Raw genomic sequence first — 15,572 nt, forward strand, 5'->3', positions numbered from 1 at the left:
ACCGGCGTGATGCGGGTCTCGGCCTCGATGCCGAGCGTCAGCGTCACCGCCGAGGCATCGACCCGCGGCTGCGCCGCGATCGCGCGGGTCGGCCGCAGTTCCAGCCACAGCGCCGGCTGCGTCGATGTCGCGCCGGTACCCTGCAGCGGAATCGAGCGGCAGGCCCTGGCCCACTGGAGCCGCGCGTTCTGCTCGAGTGCCGGATCGTTGCGGATCCGCGCCTGCGCCACCGCGATCTGCTCGGCCACCGTCTTGTCGATCAGCGGCTTGACCTGCGCCGGCACGTTGACGCGCGCGCCCGCCACCACGAGGCTGGTGTCGCCGAGATTGACCTGCGCCGCCAGATTGGGCTCGACGCGCCAGGCGGCGGCGAGTTTCGGCCGCGAGGTGATGACGACGTTGCCCTTGATCTCCGCGCTGGCGTTGAGGTTCTTGATATTGACGCTGCCGATCTTCTTGCCGAGGTCGCCGCCGAGCAGGCCGCCGAGCGCGTCGCCGACGGCGCCGGTCGCCTTCGCCGACAGCGAGCCGGTCACGTTCAGCGTTCCCGTCAGCGGCGTCGCCAGCGACAGCACGTCCTGGGCGCCGGTTGCCGCAACCGGCCCCCGCGATGCGGTCCAGCCGATATCGGCATTCTGCAGGATCGACGTCACGGGATTGTCGGCCTTGCCGGCGAAATTGCGCGGCGCGCCGCGCTCGGCGGCGTCGCGAATCGCGCCAAGCGCGATCGCCACCGGCGCAATAATGCTGGAAGCGCGCGGGGCCGGCGGCAGCGGCGGCAATTCGACCAGCACGGGCGCGCTTACATTGCCGCGCGGCGCCACCCAGTCCATCACCTTCAGGCTGACGAAGAACGAGCCCACGAGCGCCGCGATCCCGAGCAGGATCATCTTCAGATTGATCGGCAGACGCATCCTCCCCCCGGACTGTTCAACGGCGGAGTTTACAGGGCTGGGACGGGAGGCGCTAGGGCGGGGTGGGTAGGGTGGGCAAAGCGCAGCGTGCCCACCACAGATCGGCGGATAAAGGTGGCCGCATCGCGACCTCGTTGTAAAGATGGTGGGCACGGCGAAAGAGCGCCTTTGCCCACCCTACGATTCAACAAAAAATGGCGCGGAGACCGCGCCATTCTTCAACCATGCCGATGCAAGAAAAAATCAGCTTCGCTTGCCGTTGGTGTTGTCGGCGCGGCGGTCCATCGGCAATACGATCACCTTGGTGCCGACGCTGACGCGCGAATAGAGGTCGGTGACGTCTTCATTGGTCAGTCGCAGGCAGCCCGAGGAGACGTGGGTGCCGATGGTGTGCGGCGCGTTGGTGCCGTGGATGCGATAGATGGTGCCGCCGAGATACATGGCGCGGGCGCCGAGCGGGTTGCCGGGGCCGCCGGCCATGTAGCGCGGCAGATAGGGCTGGCGCGCGATCATTTCGGCGGGCGGGGTCCAGTCCGGCCACTCCGCCTTCCGGGTTACGGTCTGGACGCCCGACCAGGTGAAGCCTTCGCGACCGACGCCAATGCCGTAGCGGATCGCCTGTCCGCCCCCCAGCACGTAATAGAGATAGGTGTTGGGCGTATCGATGATGATGGTGCCGGGCGCCTCGCGGGTGGCGTAGTTGACGACCTGGCGCTTCAGGCGCGCCGGCATCTCGCGCACGGCGCCTTCGTCGTCGTCGGAAGGCTGTGCCTGCACCGGCGGAACCGGGTTCGTGAAGAACGGAAACAGCTGCACGGGCGCTGCCGCGGCGGAGCCGGCAAATGCGAAGGCGCCGATCGCCAGCGCACCGAGTGCTGCGGCAAAGCGGCGTGGATTCAGTCTGGCTGAGTTGAACATGATCGACCCCTGTTTAGCGCCCTGCGCGCCAGTGTCCCCGGCGCGTCGTTGGTCAGATCAATACCGGTCAAGCGTTTCAGGAGGTTTGCACAATGTCGCCAAAATGGTTTCGTCGGCTTAAGAATTGTTTCATTGCGGTTTCATGGGCGCCAGAGCGGTGCGCGGTTAGTCATTCCCGACTGCGCCGCCGAAGTTTTTATCGATTGGTTTCAGACCTTTGCAGGGAGTGTCCAAGGCCGGCGCCAGTTCGGGTAACGGGCGACGCGCTGAACCCTGGTCGCCGGATTACAGCGCCCGCATCCGCGCCGGCTCGGGCGCGACAAGGCCGATGGCAACGCGCCTGTCGGCGATCGCATGGTTGAATTGGTCGAGCACGAGGCCGATCGCCGCCAGGTCGCCTTCCTCGATCGCTCCGTCGTCGTAACAATCCAGTGTTTCCCGCAATACGCCATCGACCTCGTTCTGCATGGCGGTCAGTTCGTCCAGCGATTGCGCCAGCCGCACCTTGGAAATGATGGCGAGCAGGTCGTCGCGATGCTCGCTGTACTGCTCGCGCTCATCGCGATTCAAATAGTGCCTCAGCCAGGCTCCGGCGGATCCCAGTCCGGAGAGAGCCAGAAGGGCGCCCCAGAAGAAGTCCGAATAACGTTCCAGGAAGGTGCGTTCGTTGCCGTCGATATAGGCCGACGCACCGGCATGCGCGGGCACCGCGGCATCCTTGTCGGTATCCGGCTGTTCGATCTTGGCGGCCGCGGGCATTTCCCTGGCAAGCGTCTGGCGCACCGCGAACAATTGCCGGACAAAGGCGCCGGCCGTGATTTCCGACAGGGATTTCGGCGCCACGATCAGATGGCTGACGCTCACGGTGTCGAGCTTGTCCGCAGGGCGGGCCGGCGACGGACTGAAGGTACTGCCGGGAATTTCCTCGGTATCGTAGCGCGGGTGCTTCTTGGAGATCGTCTCCGAGACCTCGATCGGCAGGAATTTGGGCTCGCCGCGCGCCTTCGCGGTGGCGGCGATCGCCTCGATGGTGATCTTGCTGTCGAGCGGGCCCACTGCCATGAAGGCTTCGATGGCCGGATCGCGCGCCATTTCGGCGACTTGATCGGTGCGAAACTGGGTGATCGCCACCTTGTCGGCATTGACGCCGGATTCGGTCAGGATCACGCGCAGCAGCGCGACATTGGCCTGGGTGCGGCCGATGACCCCGACCCGATGGCCAGCGAGGTCGCCGAGTTCCTTGATTCTTGGCGCCGGCGGCTTCTTCGTGCCCCTGGCCGGGAGGCCGGGGACCGACCATAGCACCACGACGTTCTTGCGCAGGATGGCGACCGACTGCGCGTCGGCCGGTAAATCCAGGTCGCCGCGCGCGACCGCAAGGTCGGCCTTTTTCGCCGCCAGCAGCGCGATGCTCTCGATTGCGCCCTCGGTCGTGATCGGCGTCAACCGCACCGGACCGCCGTCGCGGGCAAAGGTCTGCGCCAGCGCCTGCACCAGTCTCTGGTCGTCGCTGCCGGGCGGGCCGACCGCGATGCGCAGGGTGACCGGGCGCAGGATGTAATACAGCCCGCCTGCGGCGACGCCGAAAAGGAAAATGCCTGCGGCCAGAACCAGCAGCGAATAGTCCTTACGCTTGCGGCGTCGGGGCGGCGCGTCCGGGGTATTGCTCGAGTTTGATGCTGACATGGTCCGGCCACGCTACACCAAAAACCGCGACCGGGCGGACAAAACGGAAAACAGGCTTTACGCGCGAGCAAAAGCCCGCCGGAACGGTCGGCGGGCCTTTGGCAACAACATCGCGATCGATCGCGTCGATTACTTCACCCTGGCCGGCGCCAGATTGACCGGCTTGCCGGGCTTCGATGAAGAGTAGTTCACGGCAGTGGCCGCCGGCGTCTCCTTGCGGAAAACCGCCCTGCAGCCGTCGCTCAGCATCGCGCGCTGCCGGTGCATGCAGGCGGTGATGCGGTCGACGTCGGGAATTTCCGAACTGCACAGCCGCATTGCGTCGCCCGCGCACATCTGCTCCTGCTCCGCCGTGTGGGCCAGCGCGCCCGTCGTCAGCATGCCGAAGGCCAGTACGGTCGCGACCAGCAATTTGCGGACGCCATTATTCGATGCAGTGAAAGCCATTGATGTCCCCTTTTTCGCCCATTGCGAAGTTGTGCCGGTCCCCGGCGTCTCCTTGCGAAGAAACTACCCGACATCCGTTTCAGGACGTTTGCGTCAACCGCACAAATTGGTTTCGTCGCGTTGAGGTTTGCTTCATCGCTGACATTAACTGTCATTCCGGGGCGATGCGCAGCATCGAGCCCGGAATCTCGAGATTCCGGGTCTGGTCGTTCGGACCATCCCGGAATGACGAGGACGTATTGGGTTCGATTTCTTAACTGACGCGCTTCCAGGTCTGGCCGCCGCAGAACATGCCGCCGAAGGCGCAGCCCTGAACCCGCAATGCGTTGCTGCCCTTCATCGCGATCGTGGAGTCGTAATTGCGGCCGCTGTCGGGGTCGTGAATCGTGCCGGTCCAGTTGGATGCCTGCGGCTTCATGTTGATCAGGATCTTCTTGCCGGTCTTCTCGGCATAGCCGCACAGGTTCTTTCCGCATTCCTCGATCCGGACGTTGCCCTTGTTTTTCTCGGTGGCCCAGATGCCGAGCGGCGTGGCCGGTGCAGGCGCCGGCGCGGCGGCGACCGGGGCGGGTTGCGGTGCGGCGGCCGGGGCCGCTGCCGGAGCGGGTGACGCATCGACTGCGACGGACGGTGCCGGCGAAACGGTTGCCACCGTCGTCGGCGCGGCGGGCGCGGGGATCGCGACCGGGGCTGCCGGCTGCGGCGCCTGAACAACGGGGGCCGGGGCCGGCGCGGCCGTCGGCGCCGGTTCGGCAACATCGGTATTGTCGTCGGAACTGTTCGACTTGAAGCCCTTGAAACTGCCGAAGCTCGAACCGGAAATAGTGGAACTGGAAATACTCGGCGCCGAGATCTGGATGCAGGACAGCGAACTGCAATTCTTCGGCGCGTGGACACGGATCTTGTGTCCCTCGATCTGGAAGGAAATCGAATTGCCGGCATGAGCGGACGGGCTGGCCATCAGCAGAGCGGCGAGAACGAGAAGTCTTTTCATGTGAGCCTCCGGGGTGAGCGGGCTTGTGAACTTGCCCGGACCTTATGCGGGGTTGCCGCCGGCTTCCGTGATCTGCGTCACCCGGACAGCGCGGGGGCGCTGGCGGCGCCGCGCTGCGGGTCGAAGGCTGTGCACTCGGACGTTTGGTTCAACCAACAACCGGACCCGGATCGTCGCCAGGCCGGAGAGGCTGATCTCCTCGCGGCAATTCTCGCAGGCACCGACCATCCAGTGATGGTCTCACGAAAACGCCCGGCGGCTGGATTGCTCCAGACCGCCGGGCGCTGTTTCAGTCGGGATTGCGGGGGCTACGCTAGATCACCCCGAGCACGATGGCGCCGACAAAGGCGATGGCTGCATACGCGGTAACAACGCTCACTTTGCTGACCAGAGGACCCAGCAATGTCATCGCGAAATCTCCGAGTTCATGTCACCGCTCGCTCAACTGCTGAAGCTAGCAAAGCGTTCCCGGCGCAAAAAGTCAGCCATGCTGCACTATTATCGTCTGTCGACAGGGTGAGACCGCTGGCAACATGGTTAAAGAACCGTGAAAACAACGCGTTGAAGAGTCGTTAAATAAATTAGTTGAAGTTGCGCGCATGACGCGCGGAGTTCGTTTGTATCTCGTCGGCTCCTTCGTCCTTGTTTCGCTGGCGGGCTGTGGCCGCGGATTTTTTCAGTCCGAGGAGCGCGAACCGTGGCGGACTGAGGCCGAATTGGCATGCCTGAAGTCCGGAGCGGTGAAGGAGAGCGCCGAACTGATCCGGATCGATCCGATTTCAGGTCCGGGAGTCTGCGGCGCGGAATATCCGCTCAAGGTGGCCGCGCTCGGCGAAGCCATCGGCAGCTTTGGCTTTGCCGACGATTTGCGGCCGCCCGGCGCCATCGGCAACGGGCCGCGCTGGCCGGTTTCGCAGCCGCCTCGCGCCGCGCCGCCTCCATCCTACCCCGACCAATCGATGCGCCAGCCCGGCGGTTATGGTGCGGCGTCGAACGGTCCGATCTCGTTGACGGCGCCGGGCGTCCCTCTCGAAGATGACGATATCGCGCCAATATCCGGGGAACCGGCGGGCCGGCAAGGCCATCCCTCGGCCTATCCGCGCGAGCGCGCGCCCATGCCTTATTCGGATCGCCCCACGGCGCAGCCGCTGCCGCGGCTCGGGCCGTCGCAGGGCCATTCCGTCGCGGTCGGTCCGGTCGCGATGAAGCCCGCAGCGACCCTGGCCTGCCCGATGGTCTCGGCGCTCGATCGCTGGCTCGCCGATTCCGTGCAGCCGGCAGCACAGCGCTGGTTCGGCACCAGGGTGGCCGAGATCAAGCAGATCTCCGCCTATTCCTGCCGCGGCATGAACGGCAATTCGCGTGCGCGGATTTCCGAGCACGCCTTCGGCAATGCGCTCGACATCGCGTCCTTCAGGCTGGCTGACGGCCGCATCGTCACCGTGAAGAACGGCTGGAAGGGCATGCCCGAAGAGCAGGGGTTCCTGCGCGACATCCAGGCCGCGGCCTGTCAGCAGTTCAACACTGTGCTGGCGCCGGGCTCCAACATCTATCACTACGATCACATCCACATCGACCTGATGCGCCGCAAAAGCCAGCGCGCCATCTGCCAGCCCGCCGCCGTCTCGGGCGAAGAGATCGCCGACCGCGCCGGGCAGCGCAACCCCTATGCCTCGCGCGAGAGTTATGTGACCGGCTCGATCGGCGCCCGCAAGACGCTGTCGCCCCGGCGCAAGGTCTTCGACAAGGTCAACGAGGAAGACGAGTTGCTGGACGAGTAGATGGCCGTCAAGCACGTCGCATGCGTCCGATGCTAACTTTTCGTTAAGCAAAGCGGTCGAGGTTGATCAGGGGCGGGCGGGTTAGAACACGAACGAAAAACGGGGATAGTTCCAATGCTGAATTACTCGCGCGTTGCCTGCGGTGCAATGCTGCTGGCCGGCCTTGCGCCCGTCCTCGCTGGATGCGACGAACCCGCTTCGGCACGGGCTGCAACGGAAATCGCCCCCGGCGTGGGCATCGTGACCGTGAAATCCCGGCCCCGCGCCCTGCTTCGCGAATTGCCGGGCCGGATAGCCCCGACCCGCATTGCCGATGTCAGGCCGCGCATATCCGGCATCGTGGTCGAACGGTTGTTTCACCAGGGCTCTGACGTGAAAGCCGGCGATCCGCTCTATCGTATCGACCAAAGGCCCCTCGAAGTCGAGTTGCGCGCCACCGAGGCGGCGCTGGCCAAAGCCATTGCGGTGTTCGATCTGGCGGCACAGCATGCACGCCGCATTACGACGCTCGCGAGCAGGAACATCGTCGCCGAATTCCAGCACGAACAAGCGACCGGCGCGATGCGTCAGGCGGAAGCCGAAGTCGAGGCGCGCAGGGCCGATGTCGCGCGCGCGCGGCTCAATCTGAACTACGCCACGATTCGCGCGCCGATCGATGGTGTGGTCGGCGCGGCACTGGTCAGCGAAGGTGCGCTGGTCGTCGAGAACGAGGCAAATCTGGCGACGATCCAGCAACTCGATTTGGTCTATGCCGACTTCACGCAATCCGTGAGCGAGATGAACAGGCTCCGGCGCGCGTTCGACGACGGCGATCTCGACCGGATCGCGCCGTCCGCGGCCCGGGTTCGCCTCGTGCTGGATGACGGCGCGCTCTATCCGTTGCCCGGCAAGTTGCTGTTCTCGGAATCCAGGGTCGACGCCAATACCGGGCAGGTGACGGTGCGGGGTCAATTTCCCAACCCCAAGCGGGAATTGCTCCCGGGCATGTTCGTGCGGGTGCTGGTCGAGCAGGGCATCGACACCGATGCCATCGCCGTGCCGCAGCAGGCGATCCAGCACAACGCCGGAGGCGGCAGCGATGTCTTCGTGGTCAAGGATGATGGTCGCGTCGCCGTGCAACCGGTTCGTATCGGTGTCGCCCAGGACGGCCTGTGGCTGGTGGACGACGGCCTGAAGGACGGCGATCGGGTGGTGGTCGACGGTTTTCAGAAATTTGCGCCGGGCGATCGGGTCAAGCCGCAGGCATGGGTCGACGCCGACGCAACCACGAGTTCGATTCCGGATCGCCAGCCGGCAGCGCAGGCCAGCATCAGGTAGCGTCTTCCCCGGAGGAAGCGGAAACAGTTCATCCTATTCGAACGCGATCATCCGCGACGCGCGGTCGCGGAACGCTACGCCGGTCGAACCGTTAAGGTTTGCCAAAGGAGCGTGATCATGTTCGGCAAGTCGGTGTTTCTCGTTGTTGCGTTGGCGGCCAGTCTGGCCGCCAATGTCGAATCTCTCGCCCAGGATGCCGGGGTCAGCGGTATCAGGGGGCCGGGCAGCGCCGGCGGACTCAATAATTCGGTCAACGATCCCAGCGGCGCCGGCAACGCGGCCCCGATTGCACCGCCGCCGCCGAACATTGCGGTCCCGGCGGTTCCGTCCGTGGCACCCCTGACTTCCACCCGCGTCGCGCCGGCGGTGAGGCCGCGCGAGAACGTCAACCGGCGTCCCGCGACCGTGTCCCGCAGCGAACGGCGCCGCCCCTCGCGTGCCCCTGCACGCGCGCGTGGCAAACCGGTCGACAGCAAGTTCAGCATCTGCCGGGGATGCTGAGGCGGCCATCAAACGGCGCGAAGAACGCGCCCTTGCCCCGCCTACCCGACCTTTTCCAACAGTCGCTCCAGCACATCACGCACGACGCCTTCCAGCAGGTCGAGCTTGTAGCCCGTCATCGGTAGCGGGTTGGCGCCTGACCTCGCCAGCCGTGCCGCTTCCGCAATTGCCGTCGCGTTGGCGGCTTTTCCTTGCAAGGCGGTCTCGCACGCGGCGAGGCGGAGCGGCACCGGCGCGACGCCGCCGGCGGTGAGGCGGATGAACTGGAAGGTATCCGACGTCACGACGGCGCGGGCGCACACTTCCACCAGCGGCCATTCCGCATGGCTGCGGCTGATGGCACGCTTGTAGAGCGCTCGCTCGCCCGGCAGCGGCGCTGATAGTTCGACGCCGCGGATCATTTCATCTGGCGCCAGCGCGTGATCCGACGTCGCGTTGGAGCCGTCCCCCAGCAGTTCGCCGATCGAAATCCCCGGACGCTGGCTGGTGATGATCCTGGCATCATAGGCGAGCAGCGCCGCCGCCATGGTGGAAGGATGCGGTGCCACGCAGGGGCCGAGATCGAAGGCGACGCTGTAGAGGTGATTGCCTGTCCGCGCCGGGCAATCGCTGCCGCCCTTCCTGAGGCAGGCGATATGCGGATCGCGAAAATACCAGCAGCGCGAGCGCTGCGCGAGGTTGCCGCCGAGCGTGGCGAGATGACGAACCTGCGGCGTGGCGAGACCCGATGCGGCGGCAGCGATGCCGGGATAGGCCGCGGCGATGCGCGGGTCGGCGCCGATCGCGGCGATGCTGGTGAGCGCGCCGATGGTGGCGGCGCCATCGGCGGCCCAGGTGACGCCGATCGTGTCGGGCGTGGCGGAAAGGTCGATCAGCGGTCCCCTGGAGACGCCGCTGCGCCGCCGTTCGGAAAGGTCGGTGCCGGCGGCGCGGAATTCGGCGCGTTGGGCGGTAGCCGTCATCGCGGCGGTCATGCTGCGGTCCTCCCTTTCAAGGCCGATATCAGTCGGTCTGGACGGATCGGAATTTCGGTCAGCCTGACGCCGGTGGCGTTGTGGATGGCATTGGCCAGCGCCGGCGAGGTCGGCACCGTCGCCACTTCGCCGATTCCGACGCTGCCGCCGAGCACGTGATCGAAGCCGGCTTCGTCGAAATGCACCGATAGCGCGGGCGTGTCGGCGATTCCCGGGATCCGGTAATCCTCCATCCCCGCGGAGAGCACGTTGCCGCTGCGGGAATCGGTTTCGCGCGCTTCGTAGAGCGCATAGCCGAGGCCCTGGATCACCGAGCCCGTGGCCTGGCTGCGCGCCAGTGCGGGGGCGGCGATCCGGCCGACGGCGATGCCGGTATGGACGCTGAGCACGCGGACATGGCCGAGCCAGGTATCGACTTCCACCTCGATCACCTGCACCGAACTCGGCACGCCGGCGCCGACCGCCAGATTGGAAAACCGCCGCAACATCCAGCCGAAGATCATGCCGATGAAGCCCGCGTCCTTCATCGGCGAGCGAATGTCGGGAGCGGCCGGCCTGGAGTCTTCCGGACGCACGCTGGCGACGGCGAGATCGGGCGAGGCCGCGATCATCTCGCGCCATGGCGCGTTGGAGCCGGGCACCGGTTTGCGTTTGGCATGCTGCTCGATCGCGTCTTTCAGTTTTTGTGCGGCCAGCAGCGTCGGCGGAATGACCGAAGCCGTGCTGCGGCTGCCGCCGGCGCCCGGTCCTTCCGGGAGATCGGAATCGCCGATCCGGACGTCGACGTCGTGCGGCTCCAGTCCGAATTCGTGCGCGACGGTATTGGCGATCACGGTGCGGCTGCCCTGGCCGATGTCCTGGGTCGCGGTGCTCGCGACCAGGCGTCCGCTCTCGACCTTGAGTTCGATCTTCACCCCGGGCTGCCAGATATAAAGCCAGTAGCCGGCGGCGACGCCGACGCCGCGGCGATAGCGGCCGGTCTGTGCACGTGCCGTCGGCCTGTTGCGCCACAGATCGAGGCCGGCCGCCCAGTCATAGAGACGCTGCCGGTTGGGATTGGGATCCCAGCGTTGCCGCAATGCGATCGGATCGAGTTTCATCCGCAGCGCGGCCTCGTCGATCGCCTGTTCCAGCGCGAACGCCATTGGCGGCCCGCCGGGACCGCGGAACGGCGCGCCGGGCGGCAAATTGCTGATGACGTCGTAATCGACCAGTTCCTTGGCTTCCGCCGGATAGATCAGGCGGGCGAGGGCGGCGAGCGTCGAGTTGGTCGCGGCGCCGGTGTCGGCATAGGCGGTGAGCGACAGCGCCTTGAGTCCGCCCTGCCCGGAAGGCAACAGCGCGATCTTCAACTCGGTCGCCGGGCGATAACCGGTGACGGACATTTCCTCATGCCGGTCATAGGCGATCCGGACCGGCGCCCTGGCTTCGCGCGCGAGGTCGATCGCCGCCGTTGTCTCGATGCCGAGCGTGCCCTTGGAGCCGAAGCCGCCGCCGACGTGATCGGCGATGACGCGGACCTTGTCATGGCCGAGTCTGTAGCGCTTGGCGATCAGCTCCATGAGGTGAAACACCGACTGCGTCGAGGCATGCACGGTGAGCCGGTCGCCGTCGAAACGTGCGACGGTGGCATGCGGCTCCAGGCAGCTATGCGACTGCGTGCCGGTGCGGAAGGTCTCCTCGACCAGCCAGGGATTTTGCTGCTCGCGCGCGGCCGCGACCCAGTTCCTCGCCTTCCTGGCCTTCTGCGAAAATGCCGAGGACGGTCCGCGGACATTGCCGTTCCAGGCGGCAGGCGCCGGCGTGCCTTCGGAGACGTTGCCCGCTTTCCTGCGGCTGGACTTTTCGAACACTACGGGTGAACCGGGGTCTCGCGCGGCGTCGAGACCGATCACCGACGGCAGGCGTTCGGCGTTCATCCTGATGGCCGCGATGGCCGCCTCGGCGGTCTTGCGGTCCTTGGCCGCAACGGCGGCGATGGGATCGCCGACAAAGCGCACGATGCGGTCGTCGCCGAGTAGCGAGACCGCTGCGCTGACGCCGGGAATTGCCCGCGCCGGCGAGAGATCGAGCTCGGTGATCCGGGAGTGCGGAAATCGCGAACGCAGGATGACGCCTTCCTGCTGTCCGTCATGGCGGATATCGACGGTGTATTTGGCTGATCCCGTCACCTTGGCACGCGCCTCGACGCGCGGCGAGGCGAACTCAATGCCGTCGAACTGGCCGGCGCAGGCCGCGGCCACCGCATTGAAGATGCCGTCATAGGCGCCGCAGCGGCACAGATGTCCCGACAACGCCGCACCGATTTCCTCGCGCGACGGGATCGCCGTTCCCTTGTCCTTGCGCCAGGCATCGCAGAATACCGCGGCCTCGACCACGAAGCCCGGCGTGCAGAATCCGCATTGCAGCGCGTCGTGCGCCATGAAGGCCTTCTGCACCGGATGCAGGTCCGTCGCGCCGATGCCTTCCACCGTCGTCACCGCGGTGTTGGCGGCAGCCCGCGCCGGCATCAGGCAGCTCACGACCGGCGCGCCATCCACCAGCACGGTGCAGGCGCCGCAAACGCCGGCGCCGCACACCAGTTTGGTGCCGGTCAGACCGAGATCGTCCCTTATGACATCGACGAGAAGCGCATCGGGATCGTCGGGCAGTGTGGCGGGGCGACCGTTGATCGTCATCGTGCTCATTTGCGACCTCCAGATTTCTGGCGAACGGGCTTTTTCGGGACAGTCTTCTTGGTGGCGGATTTTGCCGATGGCTTCGGCGAGGCGGTGACGGCGCCGGCGATCAGCATCCGCGCCATGGTGGTGAGCGCGTCGACGAAGGCGTCGGCCGGCTGCATCGCCGGATGGGCCGACTTGGCGCCGCTGATCGCCATTTCCAGGTATTGCGCCAGCTTCTGCGGCGTCATGCCCTTGGCCAGCGCGAGGCGCTGCTTGCGGCAGACCCGCTCGATCGTGGCTGCGCCATGGGCGGCGTAGAGCTCCGCATATTTCTGGTAGAGGTCGCGCGCCTGCAGCAGATGTTCGGAGAACAGCTCCTCGATATGCGGCGAGCCCTCGAACGACGCGATGAACTGCCTGAGCCGCGCCGTCACCCCGGCGATCAGGATGTCGGCAAGGCTGCCGCCGGCCTTTTCCGCGGCATCGGCCGCCGCGACCTCGGCAGCCAGCGCGCCATCATGCAGCCGTTCGATGACGGCGCGGAACAGCGCTTCCTTGGACTCGAAATGATGATAGAGCGCCTGCCGCGTCAGGCCGGCGGCCTCGGCCGCCTGCTCGATCGAGGAACGACGGAAACCGTGCCGGCGGAACACGGCCATGGCGGCATCGAGAATGCGGTCGCGCGGCTTCATTTGTCGATTTTGACAAAGTAAGAAAAAGTGTCAAATAACGGAATCGTGTGGACGGCGGACGCCTGGATTTCACGCATCATTAGGTGTTGCTAATATAATGAAGGCTGGTAAACCCCCGGCCTCACGCAGAGGTGACTTGCTAGTCGCTGCACGTCTGAAGCAGAAAGCTCAAGTGTACCCATCCCCCATCAATTCCAGGCGCGGAACGCCCAGCCAGCCGAAGGGCCTGTGGCGGTCGCTGCTTGCGCTGGTGTGTATCCTGGGGATGTTTGCATCTTTCCTTCAGCCCGGCTTCGCGCGCGCGCCCTCAAAAGCCGCATCGGCGGCCTTTCTGCAGAGTCATTCGGTGAAGGGTGACAAGCCCTGCCAGCGGGCGGTGCCCGGCGCCGTGGGCACCTCGTGCAGTGTCGGCACCCTGGCGGTGTTGGAGATCAAGCCTTCCTCAGTGATGGAAGCCTCGCATGGCACCGCCGCCGTGGTGCCGTTCGCCGACAGGCTGCTCCATGTGCAGTGGCTTGCCGCTCCCCAGTTCCGGCCTCCGCGGATCGGCGCATAAGTCAGCTTCGCGCTGACGTCATCATTGCGTCCATAGATCCCTTCGGAGACTTTTCATGACATCGCCGTTAGCCGCACTCCGTGCGGCGGCGCGTCCGTGCCTGCGCGTGCTTTGCGCAGCCGGATTGACGCTCCTGCTGGCCGCCTGCAATCAGGCAACGCTCCAGCAGGCGTCGCATGCGCCGCCCCGGCCCCAGTACCCCGCAATCACCGATCGCGCGCACAAGATTCCGGCGATCGACGCCGGAACGATAGACCCGAAATACCTCAAGCAACGGGTCCGCTACGCGACCCAGCATCCGCCGGGCACCATCGTCGTCGATCCCTACGCCAGGTTTCTCTACCTTGTGCAGGAAAGCGGCTTTGCGATGCGTTACGGGGTAGGGGTCGGCCGTGACGGATTTGGATGGTCCGGAACGGCGGACATTCGCCGCAAGGCGCAGTGGCCGACCTGGACACCTCCATCCGCCATGATCGCCCGGCAGCCCGAACTGGAAAAATACCGCGCCGGTATGGGCGCAGGGATCGAGAATCCACTCGGCGCACGTGCGCTGTACCTGTTCCAGAACGGCAAGGACACGCTGTATCGCATTCACGGCACCAACGAGCCCGAAAGCATCGGCAAGAATGTCTCGAGCGGATGTATCCGGCTCTTGAACCAGGACGTGATCGATCTGTTCGACCGTGTGCCGGTCGGCTCCAGGGTCGTCGTTGTCTCGGAACAGGAAGCGCGTGCGGCCTCCTCGGCGGAGGCCAATCTCCGTACCCCAGCCGAGGTGTCGAGATGATGCGTCTCTTGCTCGGTGCGATGGCCGCACTCACTTTGATATCAACGATCGCCGTTGCGCAGGGCCAGGCCCCCGCGCAAGCGGCAGCGCGGAAGCCAGATATCAAGGCCGACCTCGTGACAGGTGCCTCCGAAGTTGGCAGTCGGCAGTTCTGGATCGGCGTCCGGCTGGACCTCGGTCCCGGCTGGAAAACCTACTGGAAATCCCCGGGGGACGCCGGTCTGCCTACAGAATTCGATTGGTCCGGCTCGTCGAATATCGTCGATGCGGAGGTCGGCTGGCCTGCGCCATCCCGGCTGTCGATCCTCGGATTCGAAACGATAGGGTACGCCCGGGAAGTGCTGTTCCCGGTCAGGATCAAGGTTCGGGATCCAGGTGTCGAGACGCGCATCGACCTGAAACTCGCGATCTACGCCTGCAGCACCATCTGTATTCGGGAGGAGCGCGCGCTCGCGGCCACGATCCGGCCGGGTGCCAGCGGCGACTCCGCGACAATCATCGATGCATGGCGCTCCAGGGTGCCGCTCGCGACCTCCAGTGTGTTGTCGGTTCTCTCGGTCGAGCGATCTCTGACCGGGCCGGCATCGCTGCGGATCGAGATGGCGTCGACCGGGCCCCTGCTCGAGCCGGACGCCTTCGTCGAGAGCGATCCGCCGGTCAGCGGTGACAAGCCGATCGTGACATTCGGTCAAGGCAATCGGGCGACCCTGATCGTAAACCTGCCGGGCGAGACAGCCGAGAGCCTTCGCACGCGCCCGGTAACCGCAACCGTGGTGTCCAACGGCGCAGCCGTGTTGGCGCTGTCACCCGCGCCGCGGGCGAACCCAGCAGCAACGAATGATTCGGGGGCTCCGCAGCCGGCGCCGGATGCTCCGAGCGGCATCTTCGCCCTGATCGGCATCGCGCTTGCCGGCGGGTTCATCCTGAACCTGATGCCCTGCGTGTTCCCGGTGCTGTCGCTGAAACTGCTTTCGTTCGTTCACGGCAGCACCGGCGATCGGGGCCAGGTTCGCAAGGGATTTGCGGCCTCGGCCGCAGGCATCTTGGTGTCCTTTCTGCTGCTGGCAGGCACGCTTGCCGGCATGAAGTGGGCCGGCGCCAGCGTCGGATGGGGCATCCAGTTCCAGCAGCCGCTGTTTCTGGTTGGCATGGCAGTTGTTTTGTCCATGTTCGCCGCGAGCCAGTTCGGGCTGTTTCACCTCGCGGTATCCTCGGGCTTACTCACCCGGGCGAGTGGCCTCGCGGGCGGCACGTCGGTCACATCGCATTTTCTAGGCGGCTTCGTGGCGACGCTGCTCGCAACTCCCTGCTCGGCGCCGCTGGTCGGGACCGCCGTGGGTTT

General features: G+C 65.7%; 14 protein-coding genes. 6 read left to right on the top strand and 8 right to left on the bottom strand.

Translation table 11 applies throughout. The annotated features are described in order from the left end of the window. From Q8R73_RS24455 to Q8R73_RS24475, 5 genes are all read right to left on the bottom strand, one after another. Positions 1-914 (bottom strand): DUF4403 family protein (locus Q8R73_RS24455; protein ID WP_305722115.1); only part of this gene is annotated, 914 nt, incomplete at its 3' end. Between the two features lie 243 nt (positions 915-1,157). Continuing rightward, positions 1,158-1,832 (bottom strand): L,D-transpeptidase, encoded by a 675-nt coding sequence (locus Q8R73_RS24460; protein ID WP_305722116.1) that lies wholly within the window; start codon positions 1,830-1,832, stop codon positions 1,158-1,160. Between the two features lie 285 nt (positions 1,833-2,117). Further along, complete coding sequence (locus Q8R73_RS24465) at positions 2,118-3,518, bottom strand: TAXI family TRAP transporter solute-binding subunit (protein WP_305722117.1); 1,401 nt, start codon at positions 3,516-3,518, stop codon at positions 2,118-2,120. A 129-nt stretch (positions 3,519-3,647) separates the two neighbouring features. Then, the gene (locus Q8R73_RS24470; protein WP_305722118.1) at positions 3,648-3,965 is read right to left on the bottom strand and encodes a hypothetical protein; all 318 of its coding nucleotides are present in this window, start codon (positions 3,963-3,965) and stop codon (positions 3,648-3,650) included. A 253-nt stretch (positions 3,966-4,218) separates the two neighbouring features. Then, complete coding sequence (locus tag Q8R73_RS24475; protein ID WP_305722119.1) at positions 4,219-4,959, bottom strand: DUF2147 domain-containing protein; 741 nt, start codon at positions 4,957-4,959, stop codon at positions 4,219-4,221. Positions 4,960-5,558: 599 nt separating this feature from the next. Here Q8R73_RS24475 and Q8R73_RS24480 point away from each other — a divergent pair. The 3 genes from Q8R73_RS24480 to Q8R73_RS24490 all read left to right on the top strand — a co-directional run bounded on the left by Q8R73_RS24480 (position 5,559) and on the right by Q8R73_RS24490 (position 8,558). Further along, on the top strand, positions 5,559-6,740 hold the full coding sequence (locus Q8R73_RS24480) for an extensin family protein (protein WP_305722120.1): 1,182 nt from the start codon (positions 5,559-5,561) through the stop codon (positions 6,738-6,740). A 114-nt stretch (positions 6,741-6,854) separates the two neighbouring features. After that, positions 6,855-8,057, top strand: coding sequence for an efflux RND transporter periplasmic adaptor subunit (locus Q8R73_RS24485; RefSeq protein ID WP_305722121.1), 1,203 nt, complete (start codon positions 6,855-6,857; stop codon positions 8,055-8,057). Between the two features lie 117 nt (positions 8,058-8,174). After that, complete coding sequence (locus tag Q8R73_RS24490) at positions 8,175-8,558, top strand: hypothetical protein (RefSeq protein ID WP_305722122.1); 384 nt, start codon at positions 8,175-8,177, stop codon at positions 8,556-8,558. A gap of 41 nt (positions 8,559-8,599) precedes the next feature. On the opposite strand, the gene Q8R73_RS24495 is transcribed toward Q8R73_RS24490, so the two are convergent. The 3 genes from Q8R73_RS24495 to Q8R73_RS24505 are packed head-to-tail and all read right to left on the bottom strand — an operon-like array spanning position 8,600 to position 12,887. Then, positions 8,600-9,532, bottom strand: coding sequence for a xanthine dehydrogenase family protein subunit M (locus Q8R73_RS24495; RefSeq protein ID WP_305722123.1), 933 nt, complete (start codon positions 9,530-9,532; stop codon positions 8,600-8,602). Next, the gene (locus tag Q8R73_RS24500) at positions 9,529-12,219 is read right to left on the bottom strand and encodes a molybdopterin-dependent oxidoreductase (protein ID WP_305722124.1); all 2,691 of its coding nucleotides are present in this window, start codon (positions 12,217-12,219) and stop codon (positions 9,529-9,531) included. The genes Q8R73_RS24495 and Q8R73_RS24500 overlap by 4 nt, the downstream gene beginning before the upstream one ends. Beyond that, entirely contained in the window at positions 12,216-12,887 is a 672-nt protein-coding gene (locus tag Q8R73_RS24505; RefSeq protein ID WP_305722125.1) for a TetR/AcrR family transcriptional regulator, read from the bottom strand. The genes Q8R73_RS24500 and Q8R73_RS24505 overlap by 4 nt, the downstream gene beginning before the upstream one ends. A 172-nt stretch (positions 12,888-13,059) precedes the next feature. Between Q8R73_RS24505 and Q8R73_RS24510 the strand changes: the two genes are divergently transcribed. From Q8R73_RS24510 to Q8R73_RS24520, 3 genes are all read left to right on the top strand, one after another. Next, a complete protein-coding gene (locus Q8R73_RS24510; protein WP_305722126.1) occupies positions 13,060-13,443 on the top strand; it encodes a hypothetical protein in 384 nt (127 codons plus the stop codon). A 55-nt stretch (positions 13,444-13,498) separates the two neighbouring features. Then, the gene (locus Q8R73_RS24515; RefSeq protein ID WP_305722127.1) at positions 13,499-14,230 is read left to right on the top strand and encodes a L,D-transpeptidase; all 732 of its coding nucleotides are present in this window, start codon (positions 13,499-13,501) and stop codon (positions 14,228-14,230) included. Between the two features lie 8 nt (positions 14,231-14,238). Then, on the top strand, positions 14,239-15,572 hold a 1,334-nt coding region (locus Q8R73_RS24520; protein WP_305722128.1), incomplete at its 3' end, for a protein-disulfide reductase DsbD domain-containing protein.

Source organism: Bradyrhizobium sp. (genome assembly GCF_030697065.1).
Classification (GTDB): Bacteria; Pseudomonadota; Alphaproteobacteria; order Rhizobiales; family Xanthobacteraceae; genus Bradyrhizobium.